A 20,192-nucleotide genomic window follows, 5' to 3' on the forward strand; every position below is an offset into this window, starting at 1 on the left:
CGCGCTTGCGATCGTCACTGGCTGGTCACCGTACGCACGTAGAGCAGCCGGTCGCCGGCCTCGATCGCATCAACGTCCGGTGTGTCCAACCGCAGTAGTCGGCCGCCGCGCACCACGGCGAGCACGATCTCGTTGAGATGCTTCGCCGAGGCACCGATCTCCTTCTGCTCCACCTCCCGCTCGGCGATGGCGTACCCGGCGTCCGGGGTGAGCAGATCCTCGATGATCTCGACCACGCTCGGCGTGGTGGTGGCAATGCCGAGCAGCCGGCCGGCGGTCTCGGAGGACACCACCACCGAGTCGGCGCCCGACTGCTCCAGCAGGTGCTGGTTCTCGGCTTCCCGAATGGACGCCACGATGGTGGCCTGTGGGGCGATCTCGCGGGCGGTCAGGGTGACCAGTGCCGCGGTGGCATCCGAGCCGGTGGCCACCACGATCGCCGAGGCGCGCTGGGCGCTGGCCAGCCGCAGGACATCCGATCTGGTCGCGTCGCCGTCCACGGTGACCAGCCCGGCACTCTTGGCGCGGTCGAGCACCGACCGGTCGTTGTCCACCACGACGATGTCGCTCGGGGTGGTCTCGTCGTCGCCGAGCATTGCGGCGATCGCGGTCTTGCCCTTGGTGCCGTACCCGATGACGATGGTGTGGTCTTTCACTCTCTTCCTCCAACGCTGAATGCGGAATGCCTGCTGGGAGGTCTCGGTGAACGCCTCGACGGTCGTTCCGACCAGCAGGATCAGGAAGGCGATCCGCAGCGGGGTGATGACCAGGACATTGATCATGCGGGCGAACTCGGTGACCGGCGTGATGTCGCCGTATCCGGTGGTCGACAGGGTCACCGCGGAGTAGTAGAGGCAGTCCAGGAAGGTCAGGCGGTCGCCTTGCACGTCCTGGTAGCCGTCGCGGTCGACGTAGACGAACAACGCGGACACCAGCAGTGCCGCCAGCGCGATGAGGCTTCGCCGATAGACGGTGCGGCCGGGACTGGACTGCCCGTGTGGCATGCGTAGCACGCCGACGAGCGCATAACTGGGCTGGGCGGTCAGCGTCTCGTCAAGACGCCGCAACCGCCGCCAGCTAGCTCCCGCCACGACGGGCGGTCATCGGTCAGCCTGACGCACGGACCCACTGTAACCACAGGTGTCGTCAGCTGTTGAGCAGCGCGGCCAGCTCAGCCAGTTCGGGCAGTTGATCGGCGACGACGGTGGTCCCGGAACGCACGTAGTGGAAGGCGGCTCGCACCTGCGATTCCAGGCAGCCGGTCAACGCGGCCCAGGCCAACCGGTAAACGCCGAGCTGGACGGCGGCGTGCCGGCGCGCCTCGGGTCCGTCGGGCGCCGCACCGGTCTTCCAGTCCACCACGGTGACGCCACCGTCCGGCTCGGCGAACACCGCGTCGATCCGGCCACGCACCACCCGGGTGCCGATGGCCATCTCGAACGGCACCTCGACGGCGATGGGGGTGCGGGCGGCCCACGGTGAATCCAGGAACGCCGCCTGCAGACGGGCCAGCTCCTGGGCGTCGGCGCGGGCTGTGTCGGCATCGGCCGCACCGGGCAGGTCTTCGAGCTCGAAAAGCCGCTCGGCCCCATAGAGCCGCTGAACCCAGTCGTGAAATGCGGTGCCCAACAGCGCATGCGGGTCGGGCCGGGCCGGGAGTCGGCAACTCAGACGCTGCCCAGCACCGTCGGGGTCACGGCTCAGCTCGACCAGGCCGCTCACCGAGAGCTGGTTGGGCAGAATGCGGGCCCGCTGCGTCGCGGCTGTGGCGCGCTCTGCGAGTAGCGCATCGACATCAGCCGCCCACGGGCTGGCCGAGGACGATCCGTCCTGCGGCTCGCCCGCCTGTAGCTCCGCGGCAACCAGCGCCGCGCCCCGTTCGACATCGCCGCGCCGGCCGGCCAGCGGGTCAACCGGCCATGTTGCTTCGTTTACCTTGTCGCACAACGGGTTTCTATCTCCGTCGGCCGGCTCCGGCGCCCAGTGCTCGACCACCCCGCAGGGCGTCCCCGCGTCGGCCGCGGTGTCGATCACCGCCTTGATTTCGGTGAGGAAATCCGACGGACCGCGAGGCTTGGCCTCGCCCCCCAGCCCCCAGTGGTGGCCAGAGACCAGCAGGGTGTCCTCGGCGCGGGTGACAGCGACATAGAGCAGCCGGCGCTCTTCGTCGACCCGCCGCTGCTCTAGGCGGCGCTGATGTTCGGAGATGGCGTCGGACAGCTGCTTTCGGTTGGTGACCGCGTCGGTGTCGAGCAGTGGGACGCCGTGATCGCCCGGCCCATGCGGCGGTCCCAGCGTCGCCTCTCCTCCGTCGAGTTGGGCCCGGTCGCCGCGCAGCAGCGGCGGCAGTTCAGCGGCGTCGGACAGCCAGCTGCGTCGCGATGCGGTCGACGGGAAAACCCGCGCCACCAGGTGCGGTATCGCGACCACCTGCCATTCCAGTCCCTTGGCGGCGTGCACGGTGAGAATCTGGACGCGGTCGGCAGCGACCGTCGGCGCGGCCGGCGCCAGCCCGTTCTCCACCACCGTGGCGGCATCCAGGTAGGCCAACAGGCCCGGCAGTGCGGACTGGGCCCCGGCTCCCTCGGCGTATCCGGCCACCACATCGGCGAAGGCGTCGAGTTGTTCGGTGCCGGCCGCACTGGCCGCCACCGGCTGGGCGGCAAGCACCTCGCAGTCCAGGCCGAGCACGCGGCGTACCTCGGCAACCAGGTCAGGCAGTGGATGCCACAGGTGGCCGCGCAGCAGGGTCAGTTCCTCGGCGAGGGCGACGATGCGCCGGTACCCGATGGCCGAATAGCGCTCTGCCGGTCCGGGATCGGCGAGCGCGTCGGCCAGACATGCGGTGTCGGAATCGGGCCCGGCCGCGGCGGCGATCTCCGCGGCAGAGACCGGCGCGGTCGACTGTTCGGGCCGGGACAGCTCGGCGGCGCGCCGCCACAGCGCGGCCAGGTCTGCGGCGCCGAGCCGCCATCGCGGTCCGGTCAGCACGCGCATCGCCGCGGCGCCGGCGGTCGGCTCTTGGATCAGCCGCAGCATCGCCACCAGGTCGGCCACCTCCGGCACGGACAGCAGCCCGGCCAGCCCCACTACTTCCACCGGCACACCGCGGGCGCGGATCGCCTCGGCCAGGGGCGCGGCGTCGGCGTTGCGCCGCACCAGCACCGCGGCAGTGGGCGGGGCCACCCCGTCGGCGTCGGCTTGCCGGTAGCACCGCTGCAATGCCTCGGCCACCCACTCGTCTTCGGCGACGACGTCGGGCAGCAGCGCGACCCGCACGTCGCCGGGGGGCGCGGCCGGGCGCGGCCGCAGCGATCGCACCGTGACGGAGCGCCGGCGCGCCTCCGCGGAGATCTCATTGGCCAGGTGCAGCACTTCGGGCGGGTTGCGCCAGCTGGTCCGCAGCTCCAGGGTGGGCGCTGGTGTGCCGTCGGAGAGCGGAAAGTCGGTGGCGAAGCGGGGCAGGTTGGTCGCCGAGGCGCCGCGCCAGCCGTAGATCGACTGGATCGGGTCACCCACCGCCGTCAGCGCCAGGCCGTCGTCGGCGCCGCCCCCGAACAGCGACGACAGGGCGATGCGCTGGGCATGCCCGGTGTCCTGATATTCATCGAGCAGCACCACCCGGTAGGTGGCGCGCAACCGGGCGCCGACGGCCTCGCCTGCCTGAGCCAGCCGAGCGGCAGTCGCCATCTGTGCGCCGAAATCCATTGCCCGTTCCGCCCGCATCCGCTGGTGCAGGGCCTCAATCAGCGGCACCAGTTCGGCGCGTTCGGTCTGGGTGTCCAGCATCTTGAGCAGCGACTGGTTGGGTTCGGCGCGCTGGCGCGGGCCCGGCGGCAGGGTGTGCACCAGCCGCTCCAACTCCAGGTGGGTGTGGCGCAGTGCGTCGGTGTCCACCAGGTGTTCGGCCAGCTGCCCGGCCAGCCGCAACACCATCGCGGTGACCGCGGCGGGATCCCGGTCGGTGTGCAGTTCCCCCGGATAACTGCTGACCACGTCGAACGCCAGCTGCCACAGCCCGGTCTCGGTGAGCAGCCGGGTGTCCGGCTCGATGCCGAGCAGCAGCCCGTGCTCGCGCAGCAGCGCGCCGGCGAAGGCGTGATAGGTGCTGACGGTGGGCGCCGTCGGGGCGGCGTCGGCCGCGGGTTCGGCCGGCATCAGTCCGGCACCGGCCAACCGCGCCAACCGGGATCGAACCCGGCGCAGCAGTTGGCCGGCCGCCTTGCGGGTGAAGGTCAGGCCCAATACCTGGCCGGGTTCGGCGTAGCCGTTGGCAACCAGCCACACCACCCGGGCCGCCATCGTCTCGGTCTTGCCGGCACCCGCGCCGGCGATCACCACCAGCGGTCCCGGCGGTGCGGCGATGACCGCGGCCTGCTCCTCGGTGGGCTGATGCAACCCGAGCGCGGCCGCCAGTTCGGCGGGGTCGTAGCGGTTTGTCATGTGCCGCACCCGCCGTTGTGGGCCGGACAGATCGGCCGGACCGGGCAGTGCCGGCACCCGTCGTTGACTCGGGCGGTGAACTGCGGGCCGGCGGTAGCAGCGGCCGCCTGCGCGATCCGCTCCCGCCATTGCCCGCCGGTGTCGGGAGTGAGGGGGTCCTGCTGGCGCTCGGTGGCGCCGACCGTTCCGGGTTTGGCGGGATAGACCAGCCGGGCGCCGCCGGGCTGCTCGTCGGGCCCGATGAGCCCGGCTTCGACCGCCAGCTGGTAGACGGCGAGCTGAGCGTGCTGTTGAGCCTCGTCCTTGCTGGCCGGAGTCTTCGCGGTCTTGACGTCGACGACCACCAGCCGGCCGGCGGCGTCGCGTTCGACCCGGTCGATCCGGCCGCGCAGCCGCACCCCGTCCTCACCGGTGTCGATTACTCCGTCGAAGGCGACCTCGGTGCCGACTTCGGTGAGCTCGCCGCGGGATTGCGCCCGCCAGGTCAGGAACGTCTCGATCATGGCGCGATGCCGGTCGTGTTCGTTGGCCGAGTACCACTGCGACGCAAACGGCAGCTGCTGCCACGCCCGGTCCAACTCGGCGAGCAGTTCCTGCGGGCTGCCCGCCGATTCGGCGACCAGAGCGTGAATCACCGATCCGATCGTGGAGCGCAGGTCACGTCCGTCGGTTCCGCCATGGCGTTCGGCCAACCAGCGCAGCGGGCAGTCCAGCAGACTCTGCAGCGCCGACGGCGACAGGGTGACCGGTCCGCCGCCGGGGCGCCTCAGCGGTTCCTCGGTGCTCAACGGCGCCGCCCCGTACCAGCTCTGCGGGTCCGCACCGGGCACACCGGCCCGGGCAAGTCGCGCCAATTGCGTTGCGGCGTCGGCGCGTTGGGAATCGCTCACAGCGGTCTCCGGCGCGCAGACGACGGCGCGCAGCCGGCCCACCAACCCGGCCGCGCACAGCACCGGCGGAGCCACCACCGGTGACGCCGGCGCCCGATGCTCTTCGCCGGTGGCGCAGGCCGCGAGTTCGACGAAGAACTCCGACGGGATCTGCTCCTCGGCGCTGCCGTCCCCGTCGCCGTCGACAGCGGTGATCACCAGCCGGCGACGTGCCCGGCCCAGCGCCGCCACCAGCAGTCGCCGTTCCTCGGCAAGGAGCGGGGCCCGAGCCGAGACCTCTTCACCGAAGCCGTGCAGGGTGTCCAGAAGCCGCTGGGTTCCCAACACGCCGCCGCGCGGAACGGTGTTGGGCCACAGCCCTTCCTGGACGCCGGCAATGACCACCAGATCCCATTCGCGCCCGAGCGCGGCGTGGGCACTGAGCACACCCACCGCCTCCGTGCCCGTCGCGGCATCGGGGCGGGGCGCCGCCAGTTGCATCGCCGTGACGTATTCGACCAGCCCGGTCAGGGTGGCACCGGCGGTGCGTGCCACGTACTGCTCGGCGAGGTCGAACAGTGCGGTCACCGCATCCAGATCCCGGCCGGCCTGGGCGCCGGCCGGACCGCCGCGCTCGGCGGCCGACAGCCAGCGTTGTTGCAGCCCCGACCGATTCCAGGCCTGCCACAGCGTGTGGTGCGGGTCGCGGCCGTCGGCGTGGCTGCGGGCCGCGGCCTGCAGCACCGCGCGCACCCGGCGCAGCGCGCGGGTATGCGCCGGTGGCAGCTCACCGGGCGCACCGGTGAGCACCGCCGCGAGGCGCTCGCCGCATGAACCCGGCTCGGACGGGGCTTGCGGGCGGGCCGTGCAGCGGCGCAGCGTGCGTTGCAGTTGCCGCAGCGAGACCGGGTCCACCCGCCCGATCGGCCCACTGAGCAATGCCAGCGCGCGAGGCCCATCCACGGCCTCAGCGGTGCATTCCAGCACCGTGAGCAGGGCGGCCACCGCGGGCTGTTCGGCCAGCAACCCACTGCTGGCCGGCAGCGTGACCGGGATCCCGGCGGCGGCCAAGGTGCGGGGCAGGCGCGCCGCCGCCCGCGGCACCGATCGGACGATCACCGCCATCTGTGACCATGGCACCCCGTCGATCAGGTGGGCACGCCGCAGGGTGTCGGCGATCAGGGCCGCCTCGGCGTGACTGGTGGCCGCGGTGCGCACGCTGACCGTCCCCGCGTCGGGCCCGGCGCCCTCAAGCCGGCGGGTGGCGCTGGTGCCGGGCAGCCGCCCGGCGACAGTGCTGATGGCCCTGGCCACCGCCGGGGCGCACCGGTGCGACGTCGTCAGCGTCACCACGGGCACCGCGGCCCCGTCGGGTCGCGCGTCGTCAGCCAGCAGGACGGTGGGTTCGGCTCCGCGGAATCCGAACACCGCCTGATCGGGATCACCCGCGATCACCGTCCGGTGCACGCCGGCGGCGAGCACCCGCACCAACCGGGCCGCCTGCGGGTCGAGTTGCTGCGCGTCATCGACCAGCAGCAGCCGAATCCGGCTGCGTTCCTCGGTGAGCAGATCCGGGTCGATCGCGAACGCCTCCAGGGCCGCCCCGACCAATTCCGCGGCGCCCAGCGCCGGCGTGGTCGCCTGGGGCGCCGCGGTGCCGACCGCGGCACGCAGCAGCATCACCTGCTCGTACTGCTGGGCGAACCGGCCCGCGGCCGTCCACTCCGGGCGGCGGAACCGCTTGCCCAGCCTGATCAACTCAGCCGGGTCCACGCCACGTTCTGCGCAGCGCGCCATCAAGTCCCGCAGTTCGGTGGCGAAGCCGTCGGTGGCCAGGGCCGCGTGCAACGCCGGCGGCCAGGCCCCGGCACCGTCCCCGGCGAGCAGCTCACGGATCACGCTGTCCTGTTCGGCGCCGGTGACCAGCCGCGGAGGGGTGGCCTCGGCCCGCCGGGCGGCGCGTTGGAGCACCGCGAACGCGTAGCCGTGCACGGTGCGCACCGCCGGTTCCCGGATCGCCTGGCCCGTCGCGGGTCCGCCGGCGGCCAGCAAGGTCGCGGTCAGCGTCCCGCGTTCCGCCGCGGGAAGCCGACCCGACCCCGTCAGCAGCAGCACCGAATTCGCGTCCACACCCGCGGCGACGTGGGCGGTGGCCACCTCCACCAGCAGGCTGGTCTTGCCGGTGCCCGGCCCCCCGCGCACCTGCAAGACGCCACGCGCACGCGGATCGAGTGCCGCGGCGACCTGCGCCGCCTGTGCTCCCCAATCCTGTGGCATACCGCCTATGACAGCACTGCCTACCGACAAGTGCGGGCGCGGCTGGCACCATCGACGGGTGAAATCCGACCATCGACTGCATGTGCACCGCTACGGCCCGGACGGCCCGGTGGGGCTGCTGGCGGTCCACGGACTGACCGGACACGGGGCGCGCTGGCGCTACGTGGCCGAGCAGCTGCCGGACATCTCCGTCGCCGCACCGGACCTGATCGGCCACGGGCACTCCTCATGGGCGGCCCCGTGGAGCATCGACGCCAACGTCGCCGCGCTCGCGGCGCTGCTGGAGGGCGCTGCTGACGGCCCGGTTCCGGTGGTCGCGCACTCCTTCGGCGGTGCGATAGCGCTGCATCTGGCCGCGGCACGGCCCGACCTCGTCGACGCGCTGATCCTGCTCGACCCGGCGATCGGCCTGGACGGCGAGTGGATGGCCACGATCGCGGCCGCGATGCTGGCCTCCCCCGACTACCCCGATGCTGCGGAGGCCCGTGCCGAGAAGGAGAACGGCGCGTGGTCCGACGTGGCGCCGGGCCTGCTCGACATCGAACTCGACGAGCATCTGGTCAGGCTGCCCACCGGCCGCTTCGGTTGGCGCATCAGCGTGCCCGCCGTGATGTCGTACTGGAGCGAGCTGGCCCGTCCCAGCGTGCTCCCGCAATCCACGCCGACCACCCTGGTGCGGGCCACCCGCACCTCGCCGCCGTACGTGGAAGAGGCCCTCATCGATGCCTTGCGGGCCCGCCTGGGCGCGAACTTCCACCTGGTCGACTTCGACTGCAATCACATGGTGGACCAGGCCCGTCCCGCCGAGGCTGCCGCCGTGATCCGCGCGCAGCTGGCCCGGCGCTAGGAGCGCGGTCCGTGGCGGCCGTCACCGACGAGCAGGTCGAGCTGGTGCGTGCGCTGATCATCAGCGTGCCCGCCGGCCGGGTCACCACCTACGGCGACGTCGCTTCCGCGGCAGGGCTTTCCAGTCCCCGCATTGTCGGCTGGATTCTGCGAATCGACGGCTCCGACCTGCCCTGGCACCGGGTGGTCCCGGCGTCGGGACGGCCCGCGGCCCACTTGCGCACCGAGCAACTGGAACGCCTTCGCGCCGAAGGCGTCCCGGCCGTCGATGGAAAGGTGGATCTGCGCACGCTGCGACACCGGTTCTGACGGCGGCACATTCGGCGAGCGTGTACTCAGTCCGAATAATTCGCCGAAATCCCGTACTGAGTGCACGTTCGGCGAGCGGCGAGCAACGAGAAAGCTAGAGCGCCAGCCGCACCAGCGCCGCAGTGCGGGCCAGCCCGGGAAACGCCTCCTCGGTCGAACGCGGATGCAGCGCGTGTACGGCAAGCCGGAACATCAACGCGCGCAGCAACATCTGCGGCCACTCGGGCAGTGTTTCCCAGCGTTCGATCAGCCCGTCGTCGGCATCACCCCACGACAGGGCATCCACCACCACCACCCCGGCGGCCCACGAGGCCGGTCGCCAGTAGGGTGTGATGTCGGTGACGCCGGGCGCCGCGGCGCCGGAGAACAGCACCGTGCCGTACAAGTCGCCGTGCACCAACTGACTGGGGCTCTTGGTGGGTTTGCGCAAGGTCGCCAGCTGGTTGATCAGGTCGATCGACCGCTGGCCGTCCACCGAGCCCGGGGCCAGCCGGGCACCGGCCTGCAGCGAGGCGAACGGACGCTCCTCCCAGGCCGCCCGGTCCGCGGCGATGAACACGTCGACGTCAGCCCACGGCGCCACCGGCGCCTGGGTCAAGAAACGGGGCCGCTCCAACTTGGAGGTGGCTTCGTGCAGCCGGACCGCCGCCGACACCACCTCGTCATGGCGCGGCTCGGGGCTGCCGCCGACGAAGGTGTCGGCTCGCCAGCCCGACACCACGTAACGTCCGTCGGTGGAGCGCACCGGGCGGGCCAATCGGATGCCGTCCGCGAACAGGGTCTCGCGGACTTTCGCCGACCACGCGGCCCGGGCATGGTCGGCGACCATCGACAGGACCACTTCCCCGCATTTCCAGCCGTCTTCCCAGCCGGCACCGAGCGGTGTGGGCGAAACGTTACGAATACCGAACGTCGCCAGCACATGTTCGGGCGGCGGCTCGATGGTCACGCGATAAGACTAACCGCGGTGATCGCAAGCACGGCGGAGCCGGGCGCGGCGGGTCACCGCTATTGGCGGGGGCTCGTCCGAGCTATAGCGCTCAGTACATGACCATGTCGGGCTGCATCTGCTTGGCCCAGGCCACAATTCCCCCCTGCAGATGGACCGCGTTGCCAAACCCGGCCTTCTTCAGGGCGGCTAGGGCCTGGGCCGAGCGGACACCGGTCTTGCAGTACAGCACCGACATTCGGTCCTGCGGCAGCTTCGCCAGGCCCTCACCGGTGTTGATCGTCGACTGCGGGACCAGCTGTGCACCCTCGATACGGTTGATCGCCCACTCGCCCGGCTCGCGCACGTCGATCAGTGCCAGCGGTTGCCCGGAGTCGAGCAGCTCGCGCAGCTCGGCCGGGGTGATCGTGGACCCGGCGGCCGCTGCGGCCGCCTCCTCGGAGACCGCACCGCAGAACGCGTCGTAGTCGATCAACTCGGTGATCTTGGGCGTGGCGGGATCCTTGCGGATCGCAATGGTGCGGTAGCTCATCTCCAGGGCGTCGTAGATCATCAGCCGCCCCAGCAGCGGTTCTCCGATGCCGGTGATCAGCTTGATCGCTTCGGTGCCCATCACCGACCCGATCGAGGCGCACAGCACCCCGAGCACACCGCCCTCGGCGCACGACGGCACCATTCCCGGCGGCGGGGGCTCGGGGTACAGATCGCGGTAGTTCAGGCCGCGCTCATTGCCGGCCTCATCGGCCGGGGCGTCCTCCCAGAACACCGACACCTGGCCCTCGAAGCGGTAGATCGACCCCCAGATGTAGGGCTTGTGCGCCAACACCGCCGCGTCGTTGACCAGGTAGCGGGTGGCGAAGTTGTCGGTGCCGTCCAGGATCAGGTCGTACTGCGCGAACAGGTCGACGGCGTTGGACCGATCCAGCCGCACCTGGTGCAGCTGCACCCGTACCAGCGGGTTGACCTCGGCGATCGAGTCACGGGCGCTCTCGGCTTTGGCACGGCCGATGTCGGAGACCCCGTGGATGACCTGGCGCTGCAGGTTCGACTCTTCGACCACATCGAAGTCGACGATCCCGAGGGTGCCGACGCCGGCGGCCGCCAGGTACAGCAGCGTCGGCGCGCCCAGTCCCCCGGCGCCGATCACCAGCACGCGGGCGTTCTTGAGTCGTTTCTGCCCCTGCACGCCGACGTCGGGAATGATCAGGTGGCGGCTGTAGCGCGCTACTTCATCCCTGGTCAGCTCGCCGGCCGGTTCCACCAGCGGCGGCAGTGATATCGGCACCGGGCAATCTCCTCAACGTCGCGTCCGCCAACCCATCACAGCAGCTGGTGGGGGCAACGACAAACCGCGCGTGAAGCTTCCCGTGGGGCAGCTTGGCCGGCTCAGGCGATCGGGGACGGCCAGGGGTTGAAACGGCAGGTCTTTCCGTCGGGCTTGACCCAGTCCGGGTCGAACTTCGCCGCGTCGTCATTGGAGGTGCCGAACGTCTGCTGCATCATCACCGGCGCCAGCCCGTCCTGCCTCTCACACGGTTCATGGTGCTGGTAGCCGAGGGCGTGACCGACCTCGTGGTTGATCAGGTATTGCCGGTAGGACCCGATGTCGCCCTGAAAGGGCACGGCACCGCGAACCCAGCGGGCTTCGTTGATGAAGACCCGCGGCTCCGACCTTGCCCCGTAGGACGGGTTGTAGCAGGACGCTTCCAGCGGAATCTCGTAGCCGCAGCCCTCCCGGACCGTGATCGGCGAGGTCAGCGAAATCCGGAAATCCGGGGCAATCGGACCCGCAGCGTCGACCCGCACGAACCCGATCTGCGGGGTGTGCGTCCATCCCTTGGGGTTGCGCAGGGTCTGGTCGACCATCCGGGCGAATGCCTCGTCGCCGCCGAACGCGGTGGTGTCGATGCCGTTCTCCACCTCGATGGTGTAGGCGAACACCTTCTCGGTGCCCTGTCCGAATGCCGGCTCCGTGCCCGGTATGACGTGCCAGGTCATGTCACCCGCTTCGGTGAACGGACCGCCGTTGGGCAGCACTCCGGTCGGCAGGTTGACGTCGAACTCGGTGAGGCCGCGCGGCGGCGCACCGATGATCGATGTGCCCGACGATCCGATCGTCGGCGGGCCCTGAACCGACTCGTCGGCGGCGTGAGTACGCACTCCCGTGCCGGTCACGGTCTGATAGACCACCACGACGGTGAGCGCCATGAGCACCGGTAGCGCATAGGCGCGCCAGCCGTAGGTGGACACGAACCTGCCCAGCCAGGTCTGCTTGCGCCACTGGCGGTGCACATCACGGTCGGACCGCAGCCGCCCGGCGCCGGCCGCGAGCGGGTCACGCTGGGCGCGCAGGGGCTCGCGGAAGCGATCCCGTAGCACCGGGGCTCGACCGCCGCCGCTCCGCCCCGGGTCGTAGGTCACCGTCCCAGAATGGCACAAGGTCCGCGAGCTGGGACTCTGCGGCACGCCAGGAGGGGTGCCGCGAGGGGTTCGAAATGGCGATCGGCAGCCGATTGACGGATGTCGCTGGTGGATGTGACGGGCGCAGCGCGTAGTCTCGCTCTCACGCACCGACCGTCGAGTACCTGATCCCGGCGGCCGGCCGAACCGGATTGAGGAGTCGATGAGCAAACCGATCGACACGGCCGAGCGGGACGCCGCCAAGTCGACGGGCCGCAGCTCGGGCGGCGCCAAGGCGTCGGCTGCCGGCGGTCGCCGGGGCAGCCGACTGCCCCGCGACGAGCGCCGCGGTCAGCTGCTGATCGCCGCCAGTGATGTATTCGTCGACCGCGGCTACCACGCCGCCGGCATGGATGAGATCGCCGAGCGGGCCGGTGTCAGCAAACCGATCCTCTACCAGCACTTCGCGTCGAAGCTGGAGCTGTACCTGGCGGTGCTGGCCCGGCACGTGGAGAACCTGGTCTCCGGTGTCCGCCAGGCACTGCGCACCACCACCGACAACCGCCAGCGGCTGCGGTCGGCGGTGCAGGCCTTCTTCGACTTCATCGAGCATGACAGCCAGGGCTACCGGCTGATCTTCGAGAACGACAACGTGGCCGAACCGCAGGTCGCGGTCCAGGTGCGGGTAGCCACCGAGTCGTGCATCGACGCGATTTTCGACCTGGTCAGCCACGACTCCGGCCTGGACCCGCACCGCGCCCGGATGGTCGCGGTGGGTTTGGTCGCGATCAGCGTGGACTGCGCCCGGTACTGGCTGGACAGTGACCGCCCGATCTCCAAGGAAGACGCCGTCGACGGGACGGTGGCGTTCGCCTGGGGCGGCCTGTCACACGTGCCGCTTAACCGTTAAGAGGAATTGGCACCGGTAGCGGCGTCGGCACCGATCCCGAAACCGACCCGCCGACTGTCGGCAACACCGATCTCCACATAGGCGATCTTGGCGGCCTGCACCAGGAATCGGCGGCCCTTCTCGTCCGTGAGGGACAGCAGTCCCGCGCTCTCTGCGCCCTTACCCAACGCGGCGGCGACCAGCTTTTCGACTTCATCGGGCGTCTGCGCACTGGTGATGACCAGTTCGCGCGCGCTGTCGGTGACCCCGATCTTGACCTCCACGCCGGCCCCTTTCGTTTGCGTTGGGCGTTGCTAAGCAGGCTAGTGGACGGGCACCGGGTTGGTGCGCACCGGCCGTTCGCCCTCGGCGATACCGGCGCCGGTCGCCCGCTAGGCGAGTCCCAGCTCGCGCATGCGCTCGTCGTGGGTGTGTTGGAGGCGATCGAAGAACCCGGCCAGCTGGGCCAGCCCGGCTGCCCCCGACACCACCAGATCGACGAGTTCGTCCCGGTCGGCCAACACGTACTGGGCCTGGGTGATCGCCTCACCGAGCAGACGGCGCGACCACAACGCCAGCCGGCTGCGTTGTTTGGCGCTGGCCGTGACCGCGCCGCGCACCTCGTCGACGACGAACTGCGAGTGCTTGGTCTCGGCGAGCACCGCGCGCACCACGTCGGCCACCTCGTCGGGGAGCCCGTCGGCGATCTGCAGGTAGAAGTCCGCGGCCATCGCGTCGCCGATGTAGGTCTTGACCAATGCCTCCAGCCAGGTGCTGGGCATCGTCAGCCGATGGTAATTGTCAAGGGCGGTAGCGTATTTCGACATCGCCGCGACCACGTCGACACCGCGACCTTCGAGGGCTTCACGCAGCAGTTCGAAGTGGCCCATCTCCGCGGCAGCCATCGCCGCCATCGAGATCCGGCCGCGCAGGTCGGGCGCCATGCGGGCCTCGTCGGTGAGCCGGTAGAACGCGGCCACCTCGCCGTAGGCCAGCGCCGCGAAAAGCTCGTTGACGCCGGGATGATCAGCCGAAAGCCGCGGCTGGGAAGTCTGCGCCACCGGGTCGGCCGAGGGAACCGAATTCATCACCACACTGTAGGCGTTCCGCGCCGATGGCCCGCTGCCCGGCCCGACCAGGTAGTATGAGGCCAGGCAGTGCCTATTCGGCGCTGCCGCGCAATGTGCGTACACGCGGTTGGCCCGCCTCCTCGCCGAGTGCAGGGCCCCCGACGGTGCCTTCGATTTTGGGCCAAGTATCGACCGTCTCCGGTGTGTGCGCCCCGACCCGCACCGCGATCGACTGACATACCGCGCCGACTTCGAAAGGCATCTGCCCGCGCATGACCCCACTGATCTCCACCACCGTCCCCACCACCCCTCCGAGCTTCGCCGAACTGGGCGTTCGCGACGAGATCGTCCGCGCACTCGCCGAGGACGGTATCGAGCACGCTTTCGCGATCCAGGAGCTGACGCTGCCGCTGGCCCTGGCCGGCGATGACTTGATCGGCCAGGCCCGCACCGGCATGGGCAAGACCTACGGCTTCGGCATCCCGCTGCTGCAGCGGGTCACCACCAGCCCGGACCGGCCGCTGACCGGGGCGCCCCGGGCCTTGGTCGTGGTACCCACCCGTGAGCTGTGCATCCAGGTCTCCGGTGACCTGGCCGACGCGGCCAAATACCTGACCGCCGGAGACCGTCCCCTGTCGGTGCAGGCCATCTACGGCGGCCGGCCCTACGAACCGCAGATCGAAGCACTGCAGGCCGGCGCCGACGTGGTGGTGGGCACCCCGGGCCGGCTGCTCGACCTGGCCCAGCAGGGACACCTGCAGCTGGGCGGCCTGTCGGTGCTGGTGCTCGACGAAGCCGACGAAATGCTGGACCTGGGCTTCTTGCCCGACATCGAGCGCATCCTCTCCCGCATCCCCGACGACCGGCAGTCGATGCTGTTCTCGGCCACCATGCCGGGGCCGATCATCACGCTGGCCCGCAGCTTCATGAACCAGCCCACCCACATCCGCGCCGAGGCGCCGCACTCCTCGGCCGTGCACGACGCCACCGAGCAGTTCGTCTACCGGGCCCACGCGCTGGACAAGGCGGAACTGGTGGCGCGGGTGCTGCAGGCCCGCGGCCGCGGCGCCACGATGATCTTCACCCGCACCAAGCGGACCGCCCAGAAGGTCGCCGACGACCTCAATGAGCGCGGGTTCAAAGTGGGCGCAGTGCACGGCGACCTCAACCAGGTAGCCCGTGAGAAGGCACTCAAGGCGTTCCGCACCGGCGACATCGACGTGCTGGTGGCCACCGATGTGGCCGCTCGCGGCATCGACATCGACGACGTCACGCACGTCATCAACTACCAGTGCCCCGACGACGAGAAGACCTACGTGCACCGTATCGGCCGCACCGGACGCGCCGGCAAGACCGGCGTCGCCGTCACCCTGGTCGACTGGGACGAGCTGCCCCGCTGGACGCTGATCGACAAGGCCCTCAACCTGTGCTGCCCGGACCCGTCGGAGACCTATTCCAGCTCCCCGCACCTGTTCACCGAGCTGAACATTCCCACCGACGCCAGCGGCTCCATCGGCAAGGCACGCCGGGCACCGGCCAAGCGATCCGAGGACGAGACCCGCGAGACCGCGGCGGACCGCCAGCGGGCGCCCCGCAACGCCACCAGGTCACGGCGGCGCACCCGAGGCGGCGGTCAGGCGAGCACGGCCGACGGCGCGTCGCAGAGCCTCGAGGCGGGTGAGACCGGCACCGCCGCCACCTCCGAGCCCACCGGGCCCAGTACGCCGCGTCGTCGTCGCCGCCGTCGCCCGAACAAGACCGCGGCCACTGCCGCGAACGGCAGCTGAGCTGGGCCGCTGAGATGGTGCGACCCGAGCGCCGCACCTCCGGTGATCTGGTCGCGGCGGCGCTGATCGCGGTCGTGATCGTCGTCGTCGGAGTGGTCATCTGGTGGACCAGCGATGCCCGCGCCACGGTCAGCCGGCCGGCATCGGACTCGGCGACCAATCCCCCGTCGGCCGCGATGGTGCCCGCGGCGCTGTCCCAGCTGTGGACAGCGGCCAGCCCGGCAACGTGGGCCCCGGTGCTGGTCTCCGGCACGGTGATCACCGGCGACGGCCCTCGGATGAGCGGGCGTGACCCGGTCACCGGGGAGGAGCGCTGGAGCTACTCCCGCGACGTCGACCTGTGCGGGGTGTCCTGGATCTACCGTTACGCCGTCGCGGTGTATCCGGACTCCCGCGGCTGCGGCCAGGTCAGCTCGATCGTGGCCGCCGACGGCCTGCGCGGACCGGCCCGAACCGGCTACGCCGACCGGGCCGTGCGGATCACCTCCGAAGGCAGCGCGGTGCTCTCTGCCGGTTCCACCCGCCTGGAACTGTGGCGTTCGGACCTGGTCCGGGTGCTGTCCTACGGGGAAATCGATGCCCGGGTGAAACCGTCGGCGCGCGGCCGGGGACAGGGCTGCACCCTGGTCTCGGCAGCGGCGGCCTCGTCGGCGGTCTCGGTTTTGGAGGCTTGTGCGGGCCAAACCGACCTGCAACTGACCCTGCTGCGCGCGGGGAAGGAAGAAGACGAGCCGGAGACCCAGCACGTCCCAGAGCACGGCGTGACCGCCGACTCCGGCGCCCGGGTGCTTGCGGTGACCGACTCGGACGCCGGCGCCAACACCGCGGTCTATCTGCCCACCCCGCAGCCGCGGATCGAGGTGGTCGACCAGACCGGCAGCACGATCGCCAAGACTCTGCTGCCGGCCAAGCCCACTCCCGACAGCGCCGCCCTGCCGGTATCGCGGCCCACCGGGTTGATCTGCTGGTGGACCGGCGATGCCGTGATGGTGTTCGACTCCGGAACCCTGGCCTACCGCTATACCGTTCCGCGCTCCGGCGCCGCGGTTCCGCTGGGACCGGCTGCGGCGATGGCCGGGCGTCTGCTGATCCCGGTGACCGACGGGGTCGGCGTCTTCGACCAGAACACCGGCGCTGCCGAACGGATCATCCCGGTCAGCCGCCCGCCCGGGGTCTCAGCGGTGTTTCCGGCGGTGTCGGGGCCGACGGTGCTGGAGCAGCGCGGCGACACCGTGGTCGCGCTGGGTTGATGGCGGCCCAAATCCGCCCGCGCGAGGGTGCACAGTTGTACCTCGCGGACCGGCGTGTCGGCGTGCAGACGCGCACCGTCGCGCAAGAAGGGGCTAGACCTCGGGGGTGAAGGTGGGCAGCGTCTTGCCGTTCTTCCAGTACTTGAGCAACGCCTCGGCCAGCTGCCGATAGGCCTGCGCGCCCTTGTTTTTGCGCGCGGCGATCACCGACGCACCCGATGCGCTGGCCTCGGCGAAACGCACCGTCCGCGGGATCGGCGGGGCCAGCACCGGCAGGTCGTAGCGGTCGGCGATGTCGAGCAGCACGTCGCGGCTGTGGGTGGTGCGCGAGTCGTAGAGCGTCGGCAAGGCTCCCAGCAGGCGCAGCTTCGGGTTGGTGATCTGCTGGACATCGGCGACGGTGCGCAGGAATTGGCCGACACCGCGATGGGCCAAGGTCTCGCACTGCAGCGGCACGATCACCTCACCGGCCGCCGTGAGACCGTTGAGGGTCAGCACACCCAGTGACGGCGGGCAGTCGATGACCACCACATCGAACTCGTCTTCCAGTTTGGCCAGTGCCCGCTGCAGGGCGTACTCCCGGCCGGCCCGCATCAGCAGCATCGCCTCGGCGCCGGCCAGGTCGATGTTGGCCGGCAGCAACGTCATCCCCTCGGCGGTCGGCACCAATGCCGTGTTGGGTTCCACGTCACCGAGCAGCACTTCGTGCACCGACACCGGCAGCTTGTCGGGGTCATGTCCCAGGGAGAAGGTCAGGCAGCCCTGCGGGTCGAGGTCGACCAGCAACACCCGCCGGCCCAGTTCGGCCATCGCCGCACCCAGCGACGCCACCGTCGTGGTCTTGGCCACGCCGCCTTTCTGGTTGGCAACCGCCAAGATCCGCATCCCCGTCACACCGACATACTGGCACGGCTTGGCTCCCCGAAGCACCAAACGCCCGCCGATGTCCGCCGTCGGGCAGAATCGACGGGCGTGGGGATCGAGGAGCACCGACTTCTGCTGCTGCGTCACGGCGAAACCGAGTGGTCCCAATGCGGTCGGCACACCGGGCGCACCGATCTGGAGTTGACCGAGGTGGGCCGGCGCCAAGCCGTCGCCGCCCGCGCGACACTGGCCGAGCTTGCGCTGGACAACCCGCTGGTGATCTGCAGCCCGCGCCGCCGCACCCAGATCTCCGCCGAGCTGGCCGGACTGCACGTCGATGAGATCTCCGACGACCTCGCCGAGTGGGACTACGGCCGCTACGAAGGGCTGACCACCGCGCAGATCCGCCAGACCGAATCCGACTGGCTGATCTGGACGCACGGCAGTGCCGGCGGTGAGACGGTGGCGCAGGTCAGCGATCGCGCCGACCGGATGGTTGCGGTCGCACTGCGGCAACTCGCCTCGCGTGACGTGGTTTTCGTCGGACACGGCCACTTCTCCCGGGCGGTGATCGCCCGTTGGCTCGAGCTGCCGTTGGCCGACGGAGCGCGGTTCGGGATGGCCGTGGCGTCACTGGCCGTCTGTGGGTTCGAGCATGGGGTGCGCCAGCTCGTCGCACTCGGGCTGACCGGGCCGAAAGCCTCCGGACTTTGAGGACGCCGCCGCCCGAACCGCTGTCGTCGACAACGCCGGCATTTGTGCTTTCCGGACCCGCCGGGACACTGTCAGCCGACGCGATGACAACCGGGTTCGCCGATGTCGCCGCCGCCCAAGCCGCACTGTCTGCTGGCGACGCATCGATAGTGGTGGGCGCGTTACCTTTCCGCCCGGATGCCGCGGCGGCCCTGTTCGTCCCCCAGGGGGTGCGGCGCGACGACGCGCTGCCGCTGGCGCCCGGCGCGGCGCTGCCGGCGGTCCGTGTCGTCGCGCAGATTCCGCCTCCCGACGAGCACCGCGCCCGGATCTGCCGGGCCCTGGCGGAGCTGACCGCCCCGCGCAGCGCCCTACACAAGGTGGTGCTGGCCCGCGGGCTGCGCCTGGCCGCCGACGCCCCGCTGGATGCCGGCACCGTGCTGCGCCGGTTGGTCGCCGCTGACCCGAGCGGCTACGGCTATCTGGTCGACCTGAGTGCGGCCGGGGAAGGCTACGCCGGCGCGGTGCTGGTCGGCGCCAGCCCGGAGTTGTTGGTCGCCCGCGACGGAGACCGCGTGACCTGCCGGCCCTTCGCCGGTTCGGCGCCGCGCTCCCCCGACGGGAAAATCGACGCCGCCAACGGGGCCGCGCTGGCCGAGTCCGGCAAGAACCGCCACGAGCATCAGCTGGTCGTCGACCAGCTGCGTGCGGCCCTCGAGCCACTGTGCACCGACCTCGACGTCGCGCCGGCGCCGCAGCTCAGCAGCACCGCCGCGGTGTGGCACCTGAACACGCCCATCAGCGGCCGGTTGCGCGACACCGCCACCACCGCGCTGGATTTGGCGCTGGCACTGCACCCGACGGCCGCCGTCGGCGGGGTACCGACCGGCGCCGCGGTCGACCTCATCACCGAGCTGGAGGGCGACCGGGGCTTTTACGCCGGCGCGGTCGGCTGGTGCGACGCCGACGGCGACGGCCGATGGGTGGTTTCGATCCGCTGCGCACAACTGTCCGCCGACCGCCGATCCGCGCTGGCCCATGCCGGCGGCGGGATCGTCGCCGAATCCGACCCGGACGAGGAACTGGCCGAAACCGTGACGAAGTTCGGCACGATCCTGTCGGCTATGGGCGTCGTTCCGCCCAGCGCAGCGCCGCCGGACTGAACAACGCCGCGAGCACCGCCACGGCCGCCACGCCGACCACGACACCGTAGCCCCAGCGGTGTGAACCCACCCCCAGATACCAGGCGACCGGCAGCAGGAGCAGATTGGCGAACACCGCCATGCCGCGCCCGACCCGCCGGCCGCGTAGCAGCGCCCAACCGGCTGCCGAGACGGCGGCGCCAACCAGCGCGAACCACGCCGCGGTGCCGTAGCCGTTGGCGTCATGCTGATCCGCACCGGCCAGTGCCCGCAGCACCAGCACCACCGCGACTGCCAGCGCGGCCGCGCCCTGCACTGCGACGATCAGGCCCGCGCCGAATACAGCACGCGGTGAGTCAGCGACGGCTTTCACGCCGCCAGCGTAGCCACCCGATCCCATCTCC

General features: G+C 70.9%; 17 protein-coding genes. 7 read left to right on the forward strand and 10 right to left on the reverse strand.

Annotated features, from left to right (window positions below; all coding sequences use genetic code 11):
• Positions 1-14: 14 nt before the first annotated feature.
• Genes K3U94_RS16615 through K3U94_RS16625 form a run of 3 tightly spaced genes read right to left on the reverse strand, consistent with a single transcriptional unit; the run spans position 15 to position 7,589 of the window.
• Entirely contained in the window at positions 15-1,091 is a 1,077-nt protein-coding gene (locus K3U94_RS16615) for a potassium channel family protein (RefSeq protein WP_047318912.1), read from the reverse strand.
• A 55-nt stretch (positions 1,092-1,146) separates the two neighbouring features.
• The gene (locus K3U94_RS16620; RefSeq protein WP_220694426.1) at positions 1,147-4,443 is read right to left on the reverse strand and encodes an ATP-dependent helicase; all 3,297 of its coding nucleotides are present in this window, start codon (positions 4,441-4,443) and stop codon (positions 1,147-1,149) included.
• Positions 4,440-7,589, reverse strand: a complete 3,150-nt coding sequence (locus tag K3U94_RS16625) for an ATP-dependent helicase (protein ID WP_220694427.1) — start codon at positions 7,587-7,589, stop codon at positions 4,440-4,442. Before K3U94_RS16625 ends, K3U94_RS16620 begins: the two co-directional genes overlap by 4 nt.
• A 58-nt stretch (positions 7,590-7,647) precedes the next feature.
• On the opposite strand from K3U94_RS16625, the gene K3U94_RS16630 reads away from it, so the two are divergent.
• Together K3U94_RS16630 and K3U94_RS16635 are read left to right on the forward strand one after the other, a co-directional pair.
• Positions 7,648-8,436, forward strand: coding sequence for an alpha/beta fold hydrolase (locus tag K3U94_RS16630; protein ID WP_047318910.1), 789 nt, complete (start codon positions 7,648-7,650; stop codon positions 8,434-8,436).
• An 11-nt stretch (positions 8,437-8,447) separates the two neighbouring features.
• Positions 8,448-8,744: an MGMT family protein gene (locus K3U94_RS16635; protein WP_220694428.1), complete on the forward strand. Its 297-nt coding sequence runs from the start codon at positions 8,448-8,450 to the stop codon at positions 8,742-8,744.
• A gap of 94 nt (positions 8,745-8,838) precedes the next feature.
• On the opposite strand, the gene K3U94_RS16640 is transcribed toward K3U94_RS16635, so the two are convergent.
• The 3 genes from K3U94_RS16640 to K3U94_RS16650 all read right to left on the reverse strand — a co-directional run bounded on the left by K3U94_RS16640 (position 8,839) and on the right by K3U94_RS16650 (position 12,114).
• On the reverse strand, positions 8,839-9,693 hold the full coding sequence (locus tag K3U94_RS16640; RefSeq protein WP_047318908.1) for a TIGR02569 family protein: 855 nt from the start codon (positions 9,691-9,693) through the stop codon (positions 8,839-8,841).
• A 91-nt stretch (positions 9,694-9,784) separates the two neighbouring features.
• Entirely contained in the window at positions 9,785-10,978 is a 1,194-nt protein-coding gene (gene moeZ, locus K3U94_RS16645) for an adenylyltransferase/sulfurtransferase MoeZ (RefSeq protein ID WP_220694429.1), read from the reverse strand.
• Between the two features lie 101 nt (positions 10,979-11,079).
• Complete coding sequence (locus tag K3U94_RS16650) at positions 11,080-12,114, reverse strand: DUF3152 domain-containing protein (protein WP_047318906.1); 1,035 nt, start codon at positions 12,112-12,114, stop codon at positions 11,080-11,082.
• A gap of 202 nt (positions 12,115-12,316) precedes the next feature.
• On the opposite strand from K3U94_RS16650, the gene fasR reads away from it, so the two are divergent.
• Positions 12,317-13,003: an HTH-type transcriptional activator FasR gene (gene fasR / locus K3U94_RS16655; protein ID WP_047318905.1), complete on the forward strand. Its 687-nt coding sequence runs from the start codon at positions 12,317-12,319 to the stop codon at positions 13,001-13,003.
• Here the strand turns inward: fasR and K3U94_RS16660 are convergent.
• Both K3U94_RS16660 and K3U94_RS16665 read right to left on the reverse strand, forming a co-directional pair.
• Entirely contained in the window at positions 13,000-13,266 is a 267-nt protein-coding gene (locus K3U94_RS16660; protein ID WP_047318904.1) for a DUF3107 domain-containing protein, read from the reverse strand. The genes fasR and K3U94_RS16660 overlap by 4 nt on opposite strands.
• Before the next feature lie 108 nt (positions 13,267-13,374).
• Entirely contained in the window at positions 13,375-14,070 is a 696-nt protein-coding gene (locus K3U94_RS16665; RefSeq protein ID WP_220694430.1) for a ferritin-like fold-containing protein, read from the reverse strand.
• 254 nt (positions 14,071-14,324) lie between these two features.
• On the opposite strand from K3U94_RS16665, the gene K3U94_RS16670 reads away from it, so the two are divergent.
• Positions 14,325-15,839, forward strand: coding sequence for a DEAD/DEAH box helicase (locus tag K3U94_RS16670; RefSeq protein ID WP_220694431.1), 1,515 nt, complete (start codon positions 14,325-14,327; stop codon positions 15,837-15,839).
• 14 nt (positions 15,840-15,853) lie between these two features.
• Positions 15,854-17,089 carry an Rv3212 family protein gene (locus tag K3U94_RS16675; protein WP_220694432.1) on the forward strand — a complete coding sequence of 412 codons (1,236 nt, stop codon included), beginning with the start codon at positions 15,854-15,856 and terminating at the stop codon, positions 17,087-17,089.
• A 93-nt stretch (positions 17,090-17,182) separates the two neighbouring features.
• On the opposite strand, the gene K3U94_RS16680 is transcribed toward K3U94_RS16675, so the two are convergent.
• Entirely contained in the window at positions 17,183-17,974 is a 792-nt protein-coding gene (locus tag K3U94_RS16680) for a ParA family protein (protein WP_047318900.1), read from the reverse strand.
• 87 nt (positions 17,975-18,061) lie between these two features.
• Here K3U94_RS16680 and K3U94_RS16685 point away from each other — a divergent pair, with 87 nt between their 5' ends.
• The gene (locus tag K3U94_RS16685; RefSeq protein WP_220694433.1) at positions 18,062-18,667 is read left to right on the forward strand and encodes an acid phosphatase; all 606 of its coding nucleotides are present in this window, start codon (positions 18,062-18,064) and stop codon (positions 18,665-18,667) included.
• Between the two features lie 83 nt (positions 18,668-18,750).
• Positions 18,751-19,809, forward strand: a complete 1,059-nt coding sequence (locus K3U94_RS16690) for an isochorismate synthase (protein ID WP_220694434.1) — start codon at positions 18,751-18,753, stop codon at positions 19,807-19,809.
• On the opposite strand, the gene K3U94_RS16695 is transcribed toward K3U94_RS16690, so the two are convergent.
• Positions 19,769-20,188, reverse strand: a complete 420-nt coding sequence (locus K3U94_RS16695) for a hypothetical protein (protein ID WP_230987633.1) — start codon at positions 20,186-20,188, stop codon at positions 19,769-19,771. The two genes, K3U94_RS16690 and K3U94_RS16695, sit on opposite strands and share 41 nt — an antisense overlap.
• Positions 20,189-20,192 lie beyond the last annotated feature (4 nt).

Source organism: Mycolicibacter heraklionensis (assembly GCF_019645815.1).
Lineage (GTDB): Bacteria > Actinomycetota > Actinomycetes > Mycobacteriales > Mycobacteriaceae > Mycobacterium > Mycobacterium heraklionense.

What these genes read in the sequence shown, in the direction of transcription:
- K3U94_RS16620 (WP_220694426.1), bottom strand. Translation starts at nt 4,443, where the DNA reads ATGACAAACCGCTACGACCCCGCCGAACTGGCGGCCGCGCTCGGGTTG.
- K3U94_RS16625 (WP_220694427.1), bottom strand. Translation starts at nt 7,589, where the DNA reads ATGCCACAGGATTGGGGAGCACAGGCGGCGCAGGTCGCCGCGGCACTC.
- fasR (WP_047318905.1), top strand. Translation starts at nt 12,317, where the DNA reads ATGAGCAAACCGATCGACACGGCCGAGCGGGACGCCGCCAAGTCGACG.
- K3U94_RS16665 (WP_220694430.1), bottom strand. Translation starts at nt 14,070, where the DNA reads ATGAATTCGGTTCCCTCGGCCGACCCGGTGGCGCAGACTTCCCAGCCG.
- K3U94_RS16670 (WP_220694431.1), top strand. Translation starts at nt 14,325, where the DNA reads ATGACCCCACTGATCTCCACCACCGTCCCCACCACCCCTCCGAGCTTC.
- K3U94_RS16675 (WP_220694432.1), top strand. Translation starts at nt 15,854, where the DNA reads ATGGTGCGACCCGAGCGCCGCACCTCCGGTGATCTGGTCGCGGCGGCG.
- K3U94_RS16680 (WP_047318900.1), bottom strand. Translation starts at nt 17,974, where the DNA reads ATGCGGATCTTGGCGGTTGCCAACCAGAAAGGCGGCGTGGCCAAGACC.
- K3U94_RS16690 (WP_220694434.1), top strand. Translation starts at nt 18,751, where the DNA reads ATGACAACCGGGTTCGCCGATGTCGCCGCCGCCCAAGCCGCACTGTCT.
- K3U94_RS16695 (WP_230987633.1), bottom strand. Translation starts at nt 20,188, where the DNA reads ATGGGATCGGGTGGCTACGCTGGCGGCGTGAAAGCCGTCGCTGACTCA.